The organism is Carnobacterium divergens (assembly GCF_900258435.1).
Taxonomy (GTDB): domain Bacteria; phylum Bacillota; class Bacilli; order Lactobacillales; family Carnobacteriaceae; genus Carnobacterium; species Carnobacterium divergens_A.
Window position 1 is genome coordinate 177,681 of sequence record NZ_LT992558.1, and the last position, 16,294, is coordinate 193,974.

Annotated in this window: 17 protein-coding genes and 1 pseudogene; 3 read left to right on the forward strand and 15 right to left on the reverse strand. The window is 37.3% G+C overall.

Annotation, left to right across the window (positions count from 1 at the left end; genetic code table 11):
• Positions 1–225, forward strand: a 225-nt coding sequence (locus CDIMF43_RS13700; RefSeq protein WP_199198136.1) for a hypothetical protein, incomplete at its 5' end; no start/stop codon positions are given.
• 77 nt (positions 226–302) lie between these two features.
• Here CDIMF43_RS13700 and CDIMF43_RS01390 read toward each other — a convergent pair.
• Positions 303–1,082, reverse strand: a complete 780-nt coding sequence (locus CDIMF43_RS01390; protein ID WP_109840991.1) for a hypothetical protein — start codon at positions 1,080–1,082, stop codon at positions 303–305.
• A gap of 196 nt (positions 1,083–1,278) precedes the next feature.
• Between CDIMF43_RS01390 and CDIMF43_RS01395 the strand changes: the two genes are divergently transcribed.
• Complete coding sequence (locus CDIMF43_RS01395) at positions 1,279–1,806, forward strand: hypothetical protein (protein ID WP_109840992.1); 528 nt, start codon at positions 1,279–1,281, stop codon at positions 1,804–1,806.
• Positions 1,807–1,831: 25 nt separating this feature from the next.
• On the opposite strand, the gene CDIMF43_RS01400 is transcribed toward CDIMF43_RS01395, so the two are convergent.
• The 3 genes and pseudogenes from CDIMF43_RS01400 to CDIMF43_RS01410 form a co-directional block, all read right to left on the reverse strand.
• Positions 1,832–2,098, reverse strand: coding sequence for a chorismate mutase (locus CDIMF43_RS01400; RefSeq protein ID WP_109840993.1), 267 nt, complete (start codon positions 2,096–2,098; stop codon positions 1,832–1,834).
• Between the two features lie 30 nt (positions 2,099–2,128).
• On the reverse strand, positions 2,129–2,509 hold the full coding sequence (locus tag CDIMF43_RS01405; RefSeq protein ID WP_074401888.1) for a VOC family protein: 381 nt from the start codon (positions 2,507–2,509) through the stop codon (positions 2,129–2,131).
• Positions 2,510–2,543: 34 nt separating this feature from the next.
• Positions 2,544–3,092 (reverse strand): annotated as a pseudogene (locus CDIMF43_RS01410) (maltose acetyltransferase domain-containing protein); the annotation flags it as partial.
• 161 nt (positions 3,093–3,253) lie between these two features.
• On the opposite strand from CDIMF43_RS01410, the gene CDIMF43_RS01415 reads away from it, so the two are divergent.
• Entirely contained in the window at positions 3,254–4,054 is an 801-nt protein-coding gene (locus tag CDIMF43_RS01415) for a tyrosine-protein phosphatase (protein WP_109840995.1), read from the forward strand.
• On the opposite strand, the gene CDIMF43_RS01420 is transcribed toward CDIMF43_RS01415, so the two are convergent.
• From CDIMF43_RS01420 to CDIMF43_RS01470, 11 genes are all read right to left on the reverse strand, one after another.
• A complete protein-coding gene (locus CDIMF43_RS01420) occupies positions 4,044–4,526 on the reverse strand; it encodes a hypothetical protein (protein ID WP_074401885.1) in 483 nt (160 codons plus the stop codon). The genes CDIMF43_RS01415 and CDIMF43_RS01420 overlap by 11 nt on opposite strands.
• A 70-nt stretch (positions 4,527–4,596) precedes the next feature.
• Positions 4,597–6,276 (reverse strand): peptide ABC transporter substrate-binding protein, encoded by a 1,680-nt coding sequence (locus tag CDIMF43_RS01425; protein WP_074401884.1) that lies wholly within the window; start codon positions 6,274–6,276, stop codon positions 4,597–4,599.
• Between the two features lie 173 nt (positions 6,277–6,449).
• Positions 6,450–7,292: a prephenate dehydratase gene (pheA, locus tag CDIMF43_RS01430; protein WP_109842310.1), complete on the reverse strand. Its 843-nt coding sequence runs from the start codon at positions 7,290–7,292 to the stop codon at positions 6,450–6,452.
• 14 nt (positions 7,293–7,306) lie between these two features.
• Complete coding sequence (locus CDIMF43_RS01435; RefSeq protein WP_109840996.1) at positions 7,307–7,813, reverse strand: shikimate kinase; 507 nt, start codon at positions 7,811–7,813, stop codon at positions 7,307–7,309.
• Positions 7,814–7,829: 16 nt separating this feature from the next.
• Complete coding sequence (aroA, locus tag CDIMF43_RS01440; RefSeq protein WP_109840997.1) at positions 7,830–9,116, reverse strand: 3-phosphoshikimate 1-carboxyvinyltransferase; 1,287 nt, start codon at positions 9,114–9,116, stop codon at positions 7,830–7,832.
• Between the two features lie 14 nt (positions 9,117–9,130).
• Positions 9,131–10,243: a prephenate dehydrogenase gene (locus CDIMF43_RS01445; protein WP_074401881.1), complete on the reverse strand. Its 1,113-nt coding sequence runs from the start codon at positions 10,241–10,243 to the stop codon at positions 9,131–9,133.
• A gap of 25 nt (positions 10,244–10,268) precedes the next feature.
• A complete protein-coding gene (aroC, locus tag CDIMF43_RS01450; RefSeq protein ID WP_074401880.1) occupies positions 10,269–11,435 on the reverse strand; it encodes a chorismate synthase in 1,167 nt (388 codons plus the stop codon).
• A gap of 6 nt (positions 11,436–11,441) precedes the next feature.
• Entirely contained in the window at positions 11,442–12,512 is a 1,071-nt protein-coding gene (gene aroB / locus CDIMF43_RS01455; protein WP_074401879.1) for a 3-dehydroquinate synthase, read from the reverse strand.
• Positions 12,513–12,526: 14 nt separating this feature from the next.
• The gene (gene aroF / locus CDIMF43_RS01460) at positions 12,527–13,543 is read right to left on the reverse strand and encodes a 3-deoxy-7-phosphoheptulonate synthase (RefSeq protein ID WP_109840998.1); all 1,017 of its coding nucleotides are present in this window, start codon (positions 13,541–13,543) and stop codon (positions 12,527–12,529) included.
• A gap of 28 nt (positions 13,544–13,571) precedes the next feature.
• Complete coding sequence (locus CDIMF43_RS01465) at positions 13,572–14,426, reverse strand: shikimate dehydrogenase (protein ID WP_109840999.1); 855 nt, start codon at positions 14,424–14,426, stop codon at positions 13,572–13,574.
• Positions 14,427–14,872: 446 nt separating this feature from the next.
• Entirely contained in the window at positions 14,873–16,144 is a 1,272-nt protein-coding gene (locus CDIMF43_RS01470) for a murein hydrolase activator EnvC family protein (protein ID WP_109841000.1), read from the reverse strand.
• Between the last annotated feature and the right edge of the window lie 150 nt (positions 16,145–16,294).

Here is a 16,294-nt window from a genome sequence, read left to right on the forward strand (position 1 = left end):
GATGACGAGTTTGACGACGACGATGATTTCGATGATGATGACGAATTTGACGACGACGATGATTTCGATGATGATGACGAATTTGACGACGACGATGATTTCGATGATGATGACGAATTTGACGACGACGATGACTTCGATGATGATGACGAATTTGATGACGATGATGACTTCGATAATAAAAAAAAGAAACGTTTCAGTATTCTTAAAAAAAGACCTAAATAAACACTAAACTAGCGGTTTTACCGCTAGTTTTTTTTACAAAAAAAGAAGATGACGCATATGTCATCTTCTTTGATTATTTAGTCGGCTTCATTTTCAGCCAATATTTTTAACTCATCTACTTGAGTACGCACATCTGTAAATAAACCATTTAATTTCAATCTTGTTTGATCTAGCTCGTAATAAATTTCATTGATGTCATTTGATAGCGACTTACGTTGTGCTTGAATTTGAGTTTGATATACATTCGCTTCATTGCTTGCTTGAGTAATGATATCTTTCGCCATTTCTTTAGCATTTAAAACCGCATCGGCTAAATCAATTTTTACATTTGTCAATTGTGTTTTTAGTTCGTTGTTTTCTTTTTCCAGAACGTTATATTTTGCTAATTTTTTCTCTGTGTCTAGGACATCAAAGCTATACGTATTGATTTTTTCAAGCTGTTTTTTTAATAGTTGATTTTCTTCGTTCACTTTTGTGTACAATTCAATCGTATCAGTTAATTGTTTTTTCGTACTTTGTTGACTAAAGTCCGTACCTTGTTGCATGGTTTCAATACGGTCATGCAGTTGTTGTTTTTCAATTGCAGTCATTTTTAATTCTTCTTCTGCCATTGCCAATTTTTTCTTCAATCGCTCATTGTCTTTAAACAAACGAGTATTTTCACGTTCAAATTTACCAGCAATTGCTTCATAATCGTATTTTGTACGATCCTCTTCTTCTTCATCTTCGTCTTCAAACTCTTCGTCATCATAATCTTCATAATCATCGTCTTCGTCATCGAATTCATCATCATAGTCTTCGTCGTACTCATCATAATCATCGTGTTTCTTTTTCTTAAACCAAGCAAACGGTAACATACACTTTCCTCCAATACTTTTATAGTTTAATTGTCCTAAATACAGGCTTCTTGCGATTTTTATTTTGAATTTTCAATTTGATTTTCCTGTACCCCAAACATCCTTTTATATGGTAAAATGGTACTAGTCTTTTAATAAATTGAAAAAATCACTCTTATTAACTCTCAAACATCGTTCATTTGAAAGGAGAACACTGATGCCACACACAAGTTACTATCTTATGTTAACAGTACTCATGTTTTATTATACCATTATAGTAACATTTCGTGTACTCATTCAACAAAGTTTTCTTAGTAAACCTTTCTTTGTTTTCCCAAATTTCAGTCAATCTGTCGAAAATAAACCTTCAGAATCAACTAAGCAGAAGATAAAAAAGCGTTCCAATCCCTCTTCTCTCAAGAAATCGAAATCACCCATTCAAAAGAAAAAACAACCGAAGAAAAAATCTGTTTTTTTACAACTTAAAAATAAACTCGCAATTATCGGATGGCCAAATAGAAATCAATTACTCATTATTAGTCTTATCAGTTTTACGGCTTATTTTATTAGCAACAGTATGGAAACTCTTATCATTACTTTTTTATATCTTTGTTTAATTTATGCTGTTTCGTTAATCTATCTTGCTTATGTAGAAACAAAAGAAGAAAACGAACGCTTAAAACAAGAAGTTCTAAACGCTCGTAAACGACGTAAAAAGAAAAAACAACTCAAAAAGACAAACTGATTTTTAATACGAGAAAATCAGTTTTTTATTTTTCAATTAAAGAGAGTTGATACTTTTTAGTGACCTCCATTAAATCTTTAAAGAAACACGATGCGTATGGTTTATAAATTGGGTTTTCCAAACGGCTTACTGCACGTTCAATCACTGCAATCTCTCGGCTTTCATCAAAAATTGGTAGGTTATTTTTTTGTTTAATTTTTCCGATTTCAGTAACCAATACCATTCTTTTCTCAAATAATTCAACTAATTGTTTATCTAGTTCATCAATTTCATTTCGTTGTTTTTCTAACATCTCACTATCGCCCATTTCTTTTTATCGAATTTATTCTGTAATTTCAATTAAATTTCCCTCAGGATCTTCTATTACACTTTCATAGTAGCCATCTCCAGTTATCCGAGGGCCGCTTTGACATACAAACCCATCTTCTATTAATCGGCGAGTTAATTCATCTACATTGACCCGATTTCCAACTGCAAAGGCCAGATGTGCCCATCCTAAATGTTTGCCAGCTACTCGTTGCGTAACCGATGTTTGTTGCATAATTTCCAAGCGTGTTTTGTCTTGAAAAGTTAAAAAATAAGATTTAAATTGATTTTTCGGATTTTCATAAAGCCCACTTACTTCTGCTTCAAAATAATGTTCATAAAATTTTCTCATTCCATCAATATCCTCCACCCAAATGGCTACGTGCTCAATTCTCATCTATTTTCATCCCTTCTATTTACTACTCTTTTGGTTCAATAAATTTAATGATTTTCGCTGGGTTCCCTGCGATTACGGCGTCTTTTGGAAATGACTTGGTTACCACTGCTCCCGCACCTACAACTACATTGTCTCCCAACGTAACACCTGGAACAATAATGGCCGAACCGCCTACCCACACATTATTGCCTATCGTTATCGATTTTCCTAATTCTAAGCCATTATTTCGTTCCGTTGGATCAAGTGGATGGGTTGCTGAATAAAGCTGCACCCCCGGCGCAAACATAACATTATCCCCAATCTTAATCGGGCAAATATCTAAAAATGTGCAATCGAAATTTGCATAAAAATTATCGCCCACTTCGATATTGTATCCATAATCCACGCGAATATTAGGCTCAACAAAAACATTTTCGCCCACTTTTCCAAATAGTTTTTCTAAAATAATTTTCCCTTTTTCTCGATGATCATTTTGATTGTATTCCTTCACTAGCTTACGGGCATTACGCCGACCAGTTCTTAATTCTGCATCTCCCGGATTGTAAAATTCCCCAGCAATCATTTTTTCTTTTTCAGTTTTCATCTTTCTCCCCCTCATGTAAACGTTATTACTTCTATTATCTAATACTTCCCTTATTTTTACCACTTATTTATCAGGAAAAGAGAAACTTTTTCAAGCTTGCAAAATAGAAAAAAGTGCCCTACACTTAAAGATAACGGAATCTATCTATAGGGGGAATTTATATGACTGAACAAGCATTCAAGGGACATCCTTTAAAATTAAAAAGTTTAGTTAATGTCCGTGACTACGGAGGCTATCAAACAAAATCTGGTACCATTTTACCAAAAAAAGTCTTACGAGGTGCTGAATTATATGGTCTAGCTTCTGATGATCAAGCTATTTTAATGAACGAGTATCAATTAAAGCAAGTCATTGATTTTAGAACAACCGCTGAGGATCAAGCTCGACCTGATCCAAAACTTCCTAATGTTCAAAATCATTTTATTAATATTTTAGGAGACGATTCACCCGTTTCAGCAGATCCAGCAGAAATTATGAAAGAAATGAGCCAGAACGGTGCAAACCCAGAATCTTATTTGTTAGAAATTTATCGTGATTTTGTAACAAGTTCCAACGCACATCAAGGATATAAACAGTTTTTCGATTTGTTGCTTCAAGAAAAAGACGGCGCAACTTATTTCCATTGTACTGCTGGAAAAGATCGTACAGGTTTTGGTGGTGCTTTATTTTTAAGTGTCTTAGATGCTGATAACGATCTGATTATGGCTGATTTTTTGTTAAGTAATACTTATCGAAAAGCGTACAATCAACAAGTTTTAGCTCAGTTAAAATCAGCTAATATTCCAATCCAGCAGGTGAATATGGCTAAGGTGGCACTAGAAGTTCGACCAGAATATTTAGAAGCTTCTTATCAAACAATGTTAAAAGAATTCGGCTCTGCGGATAATTATTTAAAAGAAGCGCTAGATTTAACAGATGACAAGCGCGATTTATTAAAAGAATTGTATCTAACTAACCGCTAATTACCGCTTTTATTTGTAAACGGATATTTTTTTCACATAGGCCTAAACATTCTTCTACAGTTAAGTAGCGTAGCTGGCGATAATAATGATTGAGAGAAAACTTTGTTACCATTTGGTCTTTGGGATACATTTTTTGCAAGATTTGCTTCTGAAATTCCGGCTCTGTTAAAGAATTTTTTTTCTTAGGCATCCTAAAAAGTGAAAAGGGTGTCGAAGTTTTTTCTGTTGGTCTCATTATATAAAGATAAATATCTGCAACAGGATTTACAAGATGTGTCGGAATAACCGCTACACTATGGGAAGGTGGTGGTTTCGTTTCACCTGTCTCCTCTAAATAAATTTTTTCAACTATTGCTAGAAATTTTAAAACAAGAAAGGCTAACTGATGATTGCTAGCTTCCGTTATATTTAAGGGATAGTCATTGTAGTTCGTTGATTTTAGATCGTCATTTTTGTAGTCGATTAATTTCATTGTTAGCCTCTCCTTTTTAGTTTATGTATGAAAAGGATCTTCTATTAATAGAAGATCCTTTTCTTATTTGTTAATGAGCTTCAATATAAGCATTTTTATACGTGTATTTCGCTCCTACTTGATGATTGTAGACATCTTTTACATAAGATTTTTGTAAGGTTGCTCCTGCTCGTTGGAACATCGGTGAGATGCCAGCTTCATCTAATAGGATTTTTTCTGCTGCTAGTAAATCATTCCAACGTGCTTCTGGATCCGTTGCGTGAATCGTTTTTGAATCTTCTAACAATTGATCATACTTCGCATTACTGTAGCTTGCACGATTGTACGGGCTGTTTGTTTGTTGTAAATCAATAAAGTTTACTGGGTCTGCAAAATCCGCTCCCCATCCACCTTGTTGTAAATCATAGTCCTGATTTGTCGCCATTTCTAAACGAACCTTGAAGGGCAATGAACGGATTTTGATGGTGACACCTGGTAAGCTTGTTTCAATTTGATCTTTTAAGAATGCACTGATTTTCTTATTCGTTTCATCATCGTCTGCAATTAAGTCAATTTCAAATTTTTCTGTGCCTAATTCTTTTTTAGCAGCATCAAAATATTTTTTCGCTGCTTTTTTATCATATGGCAAGTAGTTCCCTGACTCTTTTCGGAAATCCTCATCTGTCTTAGGATTTGAAGCAAGACTAGGTGGAACAAAACCTGTTAATGCTTTTGAACCATTTGCTAGAATTTCTTCAGTTAGAAGCTTTTTATCGTAGGAAGCTGCAATTGCTTGACGCATATTTTCATTTGCTAATGGCGTCTTTTGGCCGTTGCGTAATTGATTGTATTGCATATACGCTGATCGTGCTTCTGTTTCAACGTCATATTCACTGTCTCCTTGATATTGTTTTGCATATTCACCCGTTAATAGAACGCGGTCTAATTTATCTGCATCGTATAAATTCAAAGCCGTTGCGGTTTCTTTAATAACTTCTACATTGATGGTGTCTAAGTAGACGTTTTTCTTATCCCAATAAGTTGGATTTTTTTCATACTTCCATGATAAATTCGTTCCTTCCCAGCCTTTGAAAACAAACGGGCCGTTCGAAAGCATGGCATCACTTGAAGTCCCATACTTATCTTTTTGTTCCGTAACAAATTTTTCATTTTGTGGGAAAAATGTTGGAAAAGCCATTAAGGAAACAAAATAAGGAACCGGCGTTTCCATTGTTACCTTAAACTCGAAATCATTCACTGCTTCGACACCTAAAGTAGCGGGATCTGCGCCTTCTTCCATAATACTTTTAGCATTTTTGATTCCTTCAAATAGGTACGCATATGGTGCGGATGTTTTTGGATCAACGACTCGCTTCCATGCAAAAACAAAATCGTTTGCTGTTACTTTATCGCCATTTGACCATACAGAATCGTCTCTTAATTTAAAAGTATAGGTGAGTCCATCTTTACTTGTAGTCACTTTTTCTTTTGCAAGTGCCGGAACTGGATGATTTTTCTTATCTAAACGGTACAAACCTTCCATTACTTGATTGAATACGGTAAAACTAACTGTATCTGTTGCAAGTGCTGGATCTCCTGTTGGCAATTCTGCTATTTCTACTAGGTTTAAAACTTGTTCATCTGCTAAGTTTTTACCTGATTGATCTTTTTTAGTGCTATTTTTACTTTTATCGTCTGCTGTATTGGAACAACCCACAGCCAGTACTACTGAAAATAATAGTATTCCCAAACCTACTTTTTTTAATTTCATTATGTGCACCCCTTATCTCTTATCCTTCACTGTTAAATCCCCTTTTTAAAAGTGATTGTTATTAATATAACCGATAAATGAGAAAGAAGCAAGATAATTATGAATTTTCTGATAATTTATCATTAGACAACTCTCATAAAACGTATTTATGAAAGAAATCAATTATTTTAATTTTACTGAATTGGGTATACAGTATAACAACCAAATACCTTTACTATTCCACCTAATAACTCAATTTCTTCAATTGCATGTTGAATTAAGGTTTGTTGATTGTTTACATACAAATCAATTAAGAAAAAATACTCACCCAATACCGTTTTTAAAGGTCTTGATTCAATCTTACACAAATCAATTTGGCGCCAACTAAAGGTTGAGAGTACTTTATGAAGGGCTCCTGGAACATTGTCTGGTACTGTCACGCTCATCGATATTTTTTCTTTGTGACTGATTCTAGGCAACTCCACATTTTGATGACTCAGCAAAACAAAACGTGTTTGATTGTTTTCCAACTCTTGAATATTTTCAGCTACAATGGTGAGTTGGTATTCGTCTGCAGATACTTTTGAGGCTACGGCTACAAGATTTTGCTCAGGATGTTGTGAAACAAACTCAGCAGCATACGCCGTTGAAGGTGTTGACTCTACAACGGCTTTGGAAATTTCTGTTGTCAAAAAATGCTGACTTTGAGCTAATGCTTGTGGATGAGAAAGAACCTTAATTGCATTTTTCCACTCAGATACATGTCTTGGGTGAACCATTAGGTGCTGATGAATTGGTAAAACAAGTTCAGCTTGAATCGACAAATTCGATTGATGATATAAATAATCTAAGGTGACATTTACTGGGCCTTCTATTGTATTTTCAATCGGAACAACAGCTACATCTACGTTGCGCTCTTCAGCTGCTTGAATACAGGCAGGAATCGTTGGATAAGGAACCCACTCTGCGTTAGGAAAGGCTAATTGAGTTGCTAAATAAGTGAATGAAGCACTCGGACCTAAATAGGCAATTTTCATCATTAAACTCCTCCTCACTTCCCACTTTCTAATGCTGCTAAAATAGCTTGAGCTACCTGTATTTGTGTTAACTGATCTGTTTCAATAATCACGTCTGCTGTTTCTTCATAAAGCTTGATTCGCGGTTCAAAAATAGCTTGTATTTCAGCGGGCGTTTTTTCTTGAACCAAAGGTCTAGTTGTATCTCCTTTTAAACGTTCTAAAAAGATAGCTGGATCTGTTTTCAAATAGACAACTGGGTATTCTTCTGCTAAAATACGGCGATTTTCAGGTTTTAAAATAATCCCTCCGCCTGTTGAAATAATGGCCTCTTTTGCTACAACTTCTTTTAATTTTTGATGCTCTAAGTCACGAAACCCTTGCTCGCCAAAGGTGGCAAATAATTCCGTAACCGACATTCCTTGCTCTTCCATAATTTCGCTGTCAATATCTGCATGTTCACTGGCTGTTAATTCTGCCAATAGCTGACCAACGGTAGTTTTGCCGGCACCCATAAATCCGGTTAATATGATTTTCCTCATTTAGGCGACCCCCCATTTATTGACATAATGACGCAACGTCCTCGAAGAAATTAGGATACGAAACAGAAACCGCTTCGGAACGATCCAATTCTACTTCTCCAGTCGTTACTAGCAAGGCTGCAATTTGCAGCATCATGCCAATCCGATGATCGCCGTAACTCGTTACGTTTCCTCCGTGAAGAGGCGTTTGCCCTTCAATAATCATGCCATCATCTGTAGCTGTAATCACAGCGCCTAATGTGGTCAATTCTTTCACGACTGCGTCAATTCGATTGGTTTCTTTCACTTTTAATTCAGCTGCATCTTTAATGATGGTTTTTCCAATAGCTTGAGTGGCAAGTAAGGCAATAATTGGCAATTCATCAATTAAACGCGGAATCATTTCACCACTTATCTCAGTTCCGACTAATTCACTTGTCGAAACAGTAACCGTTCCTGCCAACTTACCTGTTTCTCTGCTTTCATCAGTAATAGTTAGCTGACCATTCATCGCTTTGATAACGTCAATGATTCCCGTTCTTGTTGGATTTAAACCCACATTTTCTAATCGTATTTCACTATTAGGAAGAATTAAGCCTGCCACCATAAAGAACGCTGCAGAAGAAATGTCTCCTGGTACGATCATTTTTTGTCCTGTAAACTCTTGCTTTCCTTTTAATCGGATCGTCAACCCATCTACTTCAATATCCCCACCAAATTGACGAATCATATGTTCTGTGTGATCTCTGGTTTTTTCCTTTTCAACAATCGTCGTTTCGCCTTCTGCTTGTAAAGCAGCAAACAAAACTGCGCTTTTCACTTGAGCGCTTGCTACTGGCATTTCGTAATGAATGGCTTGTAAGCTTGTTGACCCTTTGACTGTAACTGGCGGAAATTCAGTACCTTCCTTGCCTTTGCAGACTGCTCCCATTTGATTTAAAGGCAACATCACTCGATTCATTGGACGCTTTGCTATCGATTCATCTCCAAAAACAGTAGTTGAAAAATCACGTCCTGCAAGAATCCCCATCAGTAAACGAATCGTTGTTCCTGAATTGCCAATATCAATCGCTTGAGAAGGTTGTTTTAATGCATCCCAGCCTTTGCCGTGTACGATAATTTCTTCTGGCGTTTCATCAATTTGGACACCTAGTTGACGAAAAGCGTTAATCGTACTTAAACAATCGTCTGCTCTTAAAAAATGCTGAATCCGCGTTTCACCTGTGGCAATAGCTCCAAACATAATGCTACGATGTGACATGGACTTGTCTCCTGGAACTTTGATGGTACCGGTTAAATTGGTCTTATTTGTCATTAATTTCATTGAATGTCGTCCTTTCACTTGTTGTAACAATGGTAGCTACTGTTTTTTTGAATGCAAGATTTAGCTTGTTTTAAGTCTTCTTGGTTTTGGAAAGTTAGCTGCAAAATCCCATTAATTTCTTCTCTTGTTTCTAAAATTTTCAAATTGATTAAACTAATTTCTTCTTGTGCCAAATAACCTGTTACCTCTGAAATAACACCTGGGTAATCCGGTACATCTATAAATAAATCAAAAAATGCTGGCAAGGCGCCTTCTTTGTGAATCGGCATGGCATCTCTTGTTTCTTTTGCTTGATCAAAAAAATGATAAATGGCCTTGCTGTCGTTTGATTCAAGCATCTCAAGTAATTGACTCATTTCATCTCGCCAATTTGTTACTAGCTGAATCAATACTTGATTATTTGATAATAAAATATCTGTCCACATCGTTGGATCAGATGATGCTATGCGCGTCATATCTCGAAAACCACCTGCTGCTAATCGTTTCGCTAGTGGGTACTTTACGGTAAAATCCGTCGTTTGATTGACTAAAGAAGCTGCAATAATATGTGGGAGATGGCTCAACATTCCTGTAATCTGATCGTGTTCTGCAGGGCTTAAAATTAAAAATTTGCTTGCTGTTCCATCAAACCACTGTTTAAATTCTTCCACTACTGCCTGACTATCTGGTTGATTGTCTGCTGGCGTAATCAAATAGTAGGCATTTTCAAATAAATCAACTTTTGCTGCTTGTACACCTGATTTATGTGAACCTGCCATTGGATGCGCACCAATAAAGTGAATCCCTTTGGCTAAAAGTCCTGCTGCTGCATCCATAATAGAGCCTTTTGTACTTCCTGTATCCGTTACTAAAACAGTCGGCTTTAACGACCAACTCACCATTTGAGTTAAAAAAGTTTCTGTCGCCTTAACTGGGCAACTAAATACTATTAAATCCGCATTTTCAGCTTCTTTTTTGATTTCATTACTCGCTTCATCAATAATTCCTAATGCACAAGCTACTTCCAGCTGTTTTTGGTCTAAATCAATTCCAATAATCGTGACAGCTGGGTGCTTTTTACGGATTGCTAGAGCAATTGAGCCGCCAATTAAACCTAATCCAATAATTACTACTCTTTTTTTCTCCATCCAATCCTCCTTAGCTTTCTACGAATTAAAAATTCTTGATGTATTCACGGTATTCAGCTAATTCTTCTTTTAGACGCTTAAATGAATCTCCGTCAAATTTATCTAATAATGCTTCTGCAACTTCCCATGCCACAACGGCTTCTGCGACAACACTCGCAGCTGGAACTGCACAACTATCTGAACGTTCAATATCTGCTTTAAAGGTTTCTTTTGAATCAATATCGACACTTGGTAATGGTTTATATAAGGTAGGAATTGGTTTCATTACACCACGTACCACAATTGGCATACCGTTGGTCATGCCTCCTTCAAATCCGCCCAAGTTATTCGTCGTTCTTGTATAGCCTGTTTTTTCATCCCATTCAATTGCATCCATCACTTGGCTGCCGGGTCTTCTTGCAGCTTCAAAGCCCACACCAAATTCTGCACCTTTAAATGCGTTGATACTCACTATGGCACGCGCAATTTTAGCGTCTAATTTTTTATCCCATTGTACATAGCTTCCTAACCCTGCTGGCACACCACCAACAACGACTTCAACAACGCCACCGATTGTATCTCCCGCTTTTTTAGCTTCGTCAATTTTCGTCATCATTTGTTGTTCTACCTCTTTATCTAAACAACGCACAGGTGAATTCTCTGATAATTCTTTGATTTCAGCTGTTGTATAGCTCTTTCCAAGCTCTGCACGAACGCCACCAATTTCGAGTACATGTCCAACGACTTCAATACCAAGTTCATGCAATAATTTTTTTGCAATCGCACCTACTGCTACTCGAACAGTGGTTTCTCTAGCGCTTGATCGCTCTAATACATTTCGTAAATCGCGGTGTCCGTATTTCATACCACCAACCAAATCTGCATGTCCTGGACGGGGTTTTGATACACGACGCATGCCCACTTTTTTTTCGTCAATTGGTTCAATGCTCATAACGGTTTCCCAGTGTTTCCAATCTTTATTTTCAACGGCTAATGAAACAGGTGAGCCCATAGTGAGTCCGTGTCTGATACCAGCAGTGATTCTTGCTTGATCCTTTTCAATTTTCATTCGTCCGCCACGTCCGTACCCTTGTTGACGACGTTTTAATTCTTTATCAATATCTTCTTTTAAAAGCGGCATTCCGGCTGGTAAGCCTTCAATAATAGCTGTTAGTTCTGGTCCATGTGATTCCCCTGCTGTTAAATATCTCATTTTCTGTCACTCCCCTTTGATTAAATAAGCTGCTAATTCATTTGTTGAAATGCGCTTCAAACTGGCTTTTCCAATCTCTTCTAAATAAATAATCCGCAAAGTATCGCCTGTTGCTTTTTTATCGTGGTTCATTGCTTTTAATAATTTTTCAGGCTCCCACGGTTCCCAGTTAAGTGGCAAATGAAATTTATCCAACATATCCTTTAATTGCTGCGTTGTGCCAACTGCTGTGAGTCCTTGTTTTTCGGTAATGGCGTTCATTTGAACCATTCCAATAGCAACGGCTTCTCCATGTGTGCAGATGCCATACCCTGCAACTTGCTCAATGCCATGGCCAATCGTGTGCCCAAAGTTTAGTAACAAACGATTTCCAGTATCAAATTCGTCTTCTTCTACTACTTTTCGCTTGATTTCACAACACGCAGCAATAACTTCTACGCTGTGAGAAACAAGCTCTGCCTCATCTTTTAGACTCGCTAGTAGTGTCCAAAGTTCATAATCCGCTATCGCCGCCATTTTCACTATTTCAGCAATGCCTTCACGAATTCGGCGTGGCTCTAAAGTATTCAATGTCATGGGATCAATTAAAACCCCATCAGGTTGAGCAAAGGTGCCGATCAAATTTTTCCCCTGAGGCAGATTAACCGCGGTTTTGCCTCCAACGCTACTATCGACTTGTGCTAATAGCGTCGTCGGAATTTGCATAAAATGCAACCCTCGCAAGTAAGTAGACGCAACGAAACCTGTTAAATCTCCAATTACTCCACCGCCCAACGCAATCACACCATCGGTACGGGTTAGTCCAGCATCTAGAAATGCACCATATAATGCTTCTGCTACAGTTAAGCTTTTACTCGTTTCTCCCGGTTGTACAACGGCTAAATGAGCTTGAAAACCTGCTTTAGTTAAGCTCGTGATGACCGTTTCTCCATATAAGGCCTCAACGGTTTCATCTGTCACCACCACAATACGTTGCGGCTGCCACTTTTTTTTGACCCAATTGCCAACATCTTGTAACAAGCCCTTTTCAATGGTAAGGGTGTAGCGATGGTCGGGTAAATTTACATTGATTTCCATGAGTTGTCCACTTCCTATTCGTCGATTTCTTTCATGAACGCTGTTAATTTTGTTACTTTTTTCATCATTTTTTTGTAATTTTCAGGAGTTAGCGACTGTGGCCCATCAGATAATGCGTTGGCTGGATCTGGATGAATTTCCACAATCAACGCATCGGCTCCAGCAGCTATTCCAGCTAATGACATTGGCTCTATCATTTCCCAGCGACCTGTTCCGTGACTTGGATCTACCATAATTGGAAAATGACTTAATTTTTTAATCGCTGGCACTGCACTTAAGTCGAAGGTATTTCGAGTGTAAGTTTCGTATGAACGAATGCCACGTTCAACAAACAGAATATTAAAGTTTCCTTCATTGGCAATGTATTCAGCCGCATGAATCCACTCATCTATCGTACCTGAAATGCCACGTTTTAGCGCGATAGGCATTCCCGTTTTTCCTACAGCACGTAACAATTGGAAATTTTGCATATTTCGGGCACCAATTTGAAGCATATCTGCGTATTTTGCTACTAATGGTAAATTTTCAATATCCATTACTTCGGTAATTACTTTTAATCCAGTTAAATCTGCGGCTTCACGCATGTATTTCAAGCCTTCTTCTTCTAGCCCTTGGAAGGCATATGGCGATGTTCTTGGTTTAAAAGCACCTCCACGTAAAAATTGAGCGCCTCCTGCTTTAGCAATTTTTGCTGTTTCGATAATTTGCTCTCTCGATTCTACCGAACAAGGACCTGCCATTGTCACAAAATGACCATCGCCAATTTTAATACCATCCACATCAATGACGGTTGAGCTCGGGTGGAATTCACGGCTTGTTAATTTGTAAGTGGATGACATTTTCTCTGCATTTTCAACACCCTCACAGTTTCCAAATAGCGCTTCTTGCTCTTTCATTGTTTCGCCAATCACGCTGATAACAAGTTTTTCTAACCCTTCATTCAGTTGAATTGCTAAACCTGCTTCTTCAACTTTTTTAATCACCGCTTGAATCTCTTCTTGTGTTGCTTCTGCTTTCATTGTAATAATCATTATCTGTTCCTCCATTAATTGTTTTTAGTTAAAATAATAACTCTTTGATTTCAGCAACCGGCATTTCTTTTCCTGTCCATAATTGAAATGCTGCAGCTCCTTGCCAAAGTAACATCCCTAACCCGTTTAACGTTTGGCAACCTGCCTCTCTTGCTTGCTTAAGCATTATGGTTTCTCTTGGAGTATAAATAACATCTACCACCACTAAATCTTTTCTAAATATACTTCTATCATGAATGGGGGTTTCATTTTCTAATGGCTTCATGCCTACGTTTGTAGCATTGACCAAAATTGCACTGTTTTTCACTTCAAGGTGTAATTTAGCTGAATCTGCTAAGTCATAAATCTGAATAGTACAATTCGTTTCGTTTTTGATAGTCGCAATTTTTTCTTTATATTTTTCTGGATAACGGTCAAAGATTGCAATTGATGACACGCCGTCTAACGCTGCTTGAATGCAGATAGCAGTTGCCGCGCCTCCCGCTCCCAGTAAAGTCATTTTTTTCCCTATAATTTGAATTCCTTCTTGTAGCAACCCGCTCATAAAACCTGTTCCATCGGTTATATGTCCTGTTAATACACCTTTGTCATTGACAATGGTGTTGATTGCTCCCGCCAGTTTTGCTGCTGGGGAAAGATAATCCATATAGTGACATGCCAGTTGCTTATTTGGCATTGATAAGTTAGCGCCTCTCATTCCGAGTGTTTTGATAGATTGAATTGCGGATGGAAGTTGTTCTTGCCCAACTTCAAAAGCTAGATACGCATAATCCAACTGTAAACGTTGAAAAGCTTCATTATGCATTTGCGGAGAAATACTATGACAAATCGGTGTTGCAAATAAGCCAATTAGTTCTGTTTTTCCTGTGATTCTTTCTGCCATTCAGTGCTCCTCCTTTGGATAGGTTTTCTTTAATTCAGTTTGGGTTAGCGATTTTCCAGATCAAAATGCCAATAAAAAAGCATCCACTTTAGATTTGTCAAAAATCTAAAGTGGATGCTAACGGATGAACAGAATCGTCATCACTGAACTATTAAAGCCACATAGATTTTTTCGAAATCTATGTGGCGAATTTGGTCAACTTAAAATTCTCTAGCCATCATAGATACAAACAAGTTTGCGTTGTCTGCACCCATGAGTTTCATGACTACAAACTTATCTAAAATAGCTAAAGTAACGATTATTTAATTGTTTATTAGTATTGTTAGTTAAACTCATGTCACTCACTCCATAACTAAATTTTTGAATTGCTACAAGTATAGAAAAGATTTTTAGGTTTGTCAACTGTTAATTGAAAAAGCTTTTTTATTAGGACTTAATCTAATTGATTATAGTCCTAATAAAGGTGCTGGATTGACAACATTTCCCATTCCACCGTTTTGTGCTGTGCGGATTTCAAAATGTAAATGTGGTCCATCAACTTGTCCCGTTGCGCCAGTTGCACCAATAACTTGTCCTTTTGTGACACGATCGCCTACACGAACTGATTGAGAAGATTGGTGAGCATACAGCGTCCATGTCCCGTTGTCATGTTTGATAACTGTTGCGATACCATAACCTGATACAGGCATTCCGTCTTGTTGTGCAATGACAACCACTCCATCTAATGAGGCGTGGACTGGCGTTCCAACTGGGCTAGCAAAATCAATTCCTTTATGGAAACCGTTTTGGTCGTAACCAGAACGAGGTCCATAAGACGATGACACTGGGCTACTAACAGGCATTCCATATGCTCCGCCACCAACAGGCGTTGAAGATGAGCCTTGGTTGTTGTTATTCGTAGTTGTATTTGCTGGTGCTGCTACAGCCGGTGTTTTAACATTTGCTTTTGCAGCTTCTTCAGCAGCAGCTTTTTGAGCTGCGGCATTTTCTTGCGCTTGTTTGTCGGCTGCTAATTTAGCAATTCTAAAGTCCTCGGCTTGTTTTTCAGCTGCAACTTTTTGAGCTAAGAAGGTTTGTTTATCCCCTTCGGCAGTTGATGTATCCGCTGCTAATTGAGCTACGATGGTTTCTTTTTCTAATTTTTGTTGTTGCAACTTGCTTTGTGTTTCTGATAATTCTTGCGCTAATGTTTTTTGCTCATTCACTTTTTTTGACTCTTCTTTTTCTTGAGCAGCAACTTTAGCTTTGTCTTCAGCTTGTTGTTTTACCATGTTGCGATTCGCTGAAACGACTTGGCTTACGACATCAATTCGTCCAATAACATCCGATAAAGACTCGGCTGAAATCACAAATTCAATGTAATTTTCAGATGCCCCATTGACTTGGACAGAGCGGGCTTGCTCTTTTAATTGGTCGTTACGTTGCTCAATTTTTTTAGTGAGCTTCATATTTTCTTTGGCTAAACGATCCACATCATTTTGTGTATTTTGGATATCTGTTAAAATTTGTTTTGATTTATCTTCATTTTTTGATACAGTATCTTCTATTTTCACTAAATCATCTTGAGTTAATTTTGTTTGACTTTTTAATGTATCAATTTTTTTATCTTGTTCTTCAATTTTTGTGTCAATTGTTTCTGCATGAACTGCAATAGTTGAAACAACTGGGCTAGCTAATAGCACTGTTAAAACGGCTAATTGGGTCATTTTTTTATTCACTGCTGTTTCCTCCACTTTTCTCTTCATATCTATATATGTTTTTTATTCATAATGTTTGTTTTCTATGAACTGAGTATAGCACAAAAAAGTGGCTTAATAATTTTCGTTTCAGTGACAAAAAAATTACTTACTGTAATATAGTAAATAGTT

Excerpts from the sequence above, each read along its gene's own strand:
- CDIMF43_RS01405 (WP_074401888.1), bottom strand. The coding sequence starts at position 2,509 with ATGAGAATTGAGCACGTAGCCATTTGGGTGGAGGATATTGATGGAATG.
- CDIMF43_RS01400 (WP_109840993.1), bottom strand. The coding sequence starts at position 2,098 with ATGTTAGAAAAACAACGAAATGAAATTGATGAACTAGATAAACAATTA.
- CDIMF43_RS01445 (WP_074401881.1), bottom strand. The coding sequence starts at position 10,243 with ATGGAGAAAAAAAGAGTAGTAATTATTGGATTAGGTTTAATTGGCGGC.
- CDIMF43_RS01425 (WP_074401884.1), bottom strand. The coding sequence starts at position 6,276 with ATGAAATTAAAAAAAGTAGGTTTGGGAATACTATTATTTTCAGTAGTA.
- pheA (WP_109842310.1), bottom strand. The coding sequence starts at position 7,292 with ATGAAAATTGCCTATTTAGGTCCGAGTGCTTCATTCACTTATTTAGCA.
- CDIMF43_RS01420 (WP_074401885.1), bottom strand. The coding sequence starts at position 4,526 with ATGAAATTAATCGACTACAAAAATGACGATCTAAAATCAACGAACTAC.
- aroC (WP_074401880.1), bottom strand. The coding sequence starts at position 11,435 with ATGAGATATTTAACAGCAGGGGAATCACATGGACCAGAACTAACAGCT.
- aroB (WP_074401879.1), bottom strand. The coding sequence starts at position 12,512 with ATGGAAATCAATGTAAATTTACCCGACCATCGCTACACCCTTACCATT.
- CDIMF43_RS01390 (WP_109840991.1), bottom strand. The coding sequence starts at position 1,082 with ATGTTACCGTTTGCTTGGTTTAAGAAAAAGAAACACGATGATTATGAT.
- CDIMF43_RS01435 (WP_109840996.1), bottom strand. The coding sequence starts at position 7,813 with ATGAGGAAAATCATATTAACCGGATTTATGGGTGCCGGCAAAACTACC.
- CDIMF43_RS01415 (WP_109840995.1), top strand. The coding sequence starts at position 3,254 with ATGACTGAACAAGCATTCAAGGGACATCCTTTAAAATTAAAAAGTTTA.
- CDIMF43_RS01465 (WP_109840999.1), bottom strand. The coding sequence starts at position 14,426 with ATGGCAGAAAGAATCACAGGAAAAACAGAACTAATTGGCTTATTTGCA.
- CDIMF43_RS01395 (WP_109840992.1), top strand. The coding sequence starts at position 1,279 with ATGCCACACACAAGTTACTATCTTATGTTAACAGTACTCATGTTTTAT.
- aroF (WP_109840998.1), bottom strand. The coding sequence starts at position 13,543 with ATGATTATTACAATGAAAGCAGAAGCAACACAAGAAGAGATTCAAGCG.
- aroA (WP_109840997.1), bottom strand. The coding sequence starts at position 9,116 with ATGAAATTAATGACAAATAAGACCAATTTAACCGGTACCATCAAAGTT.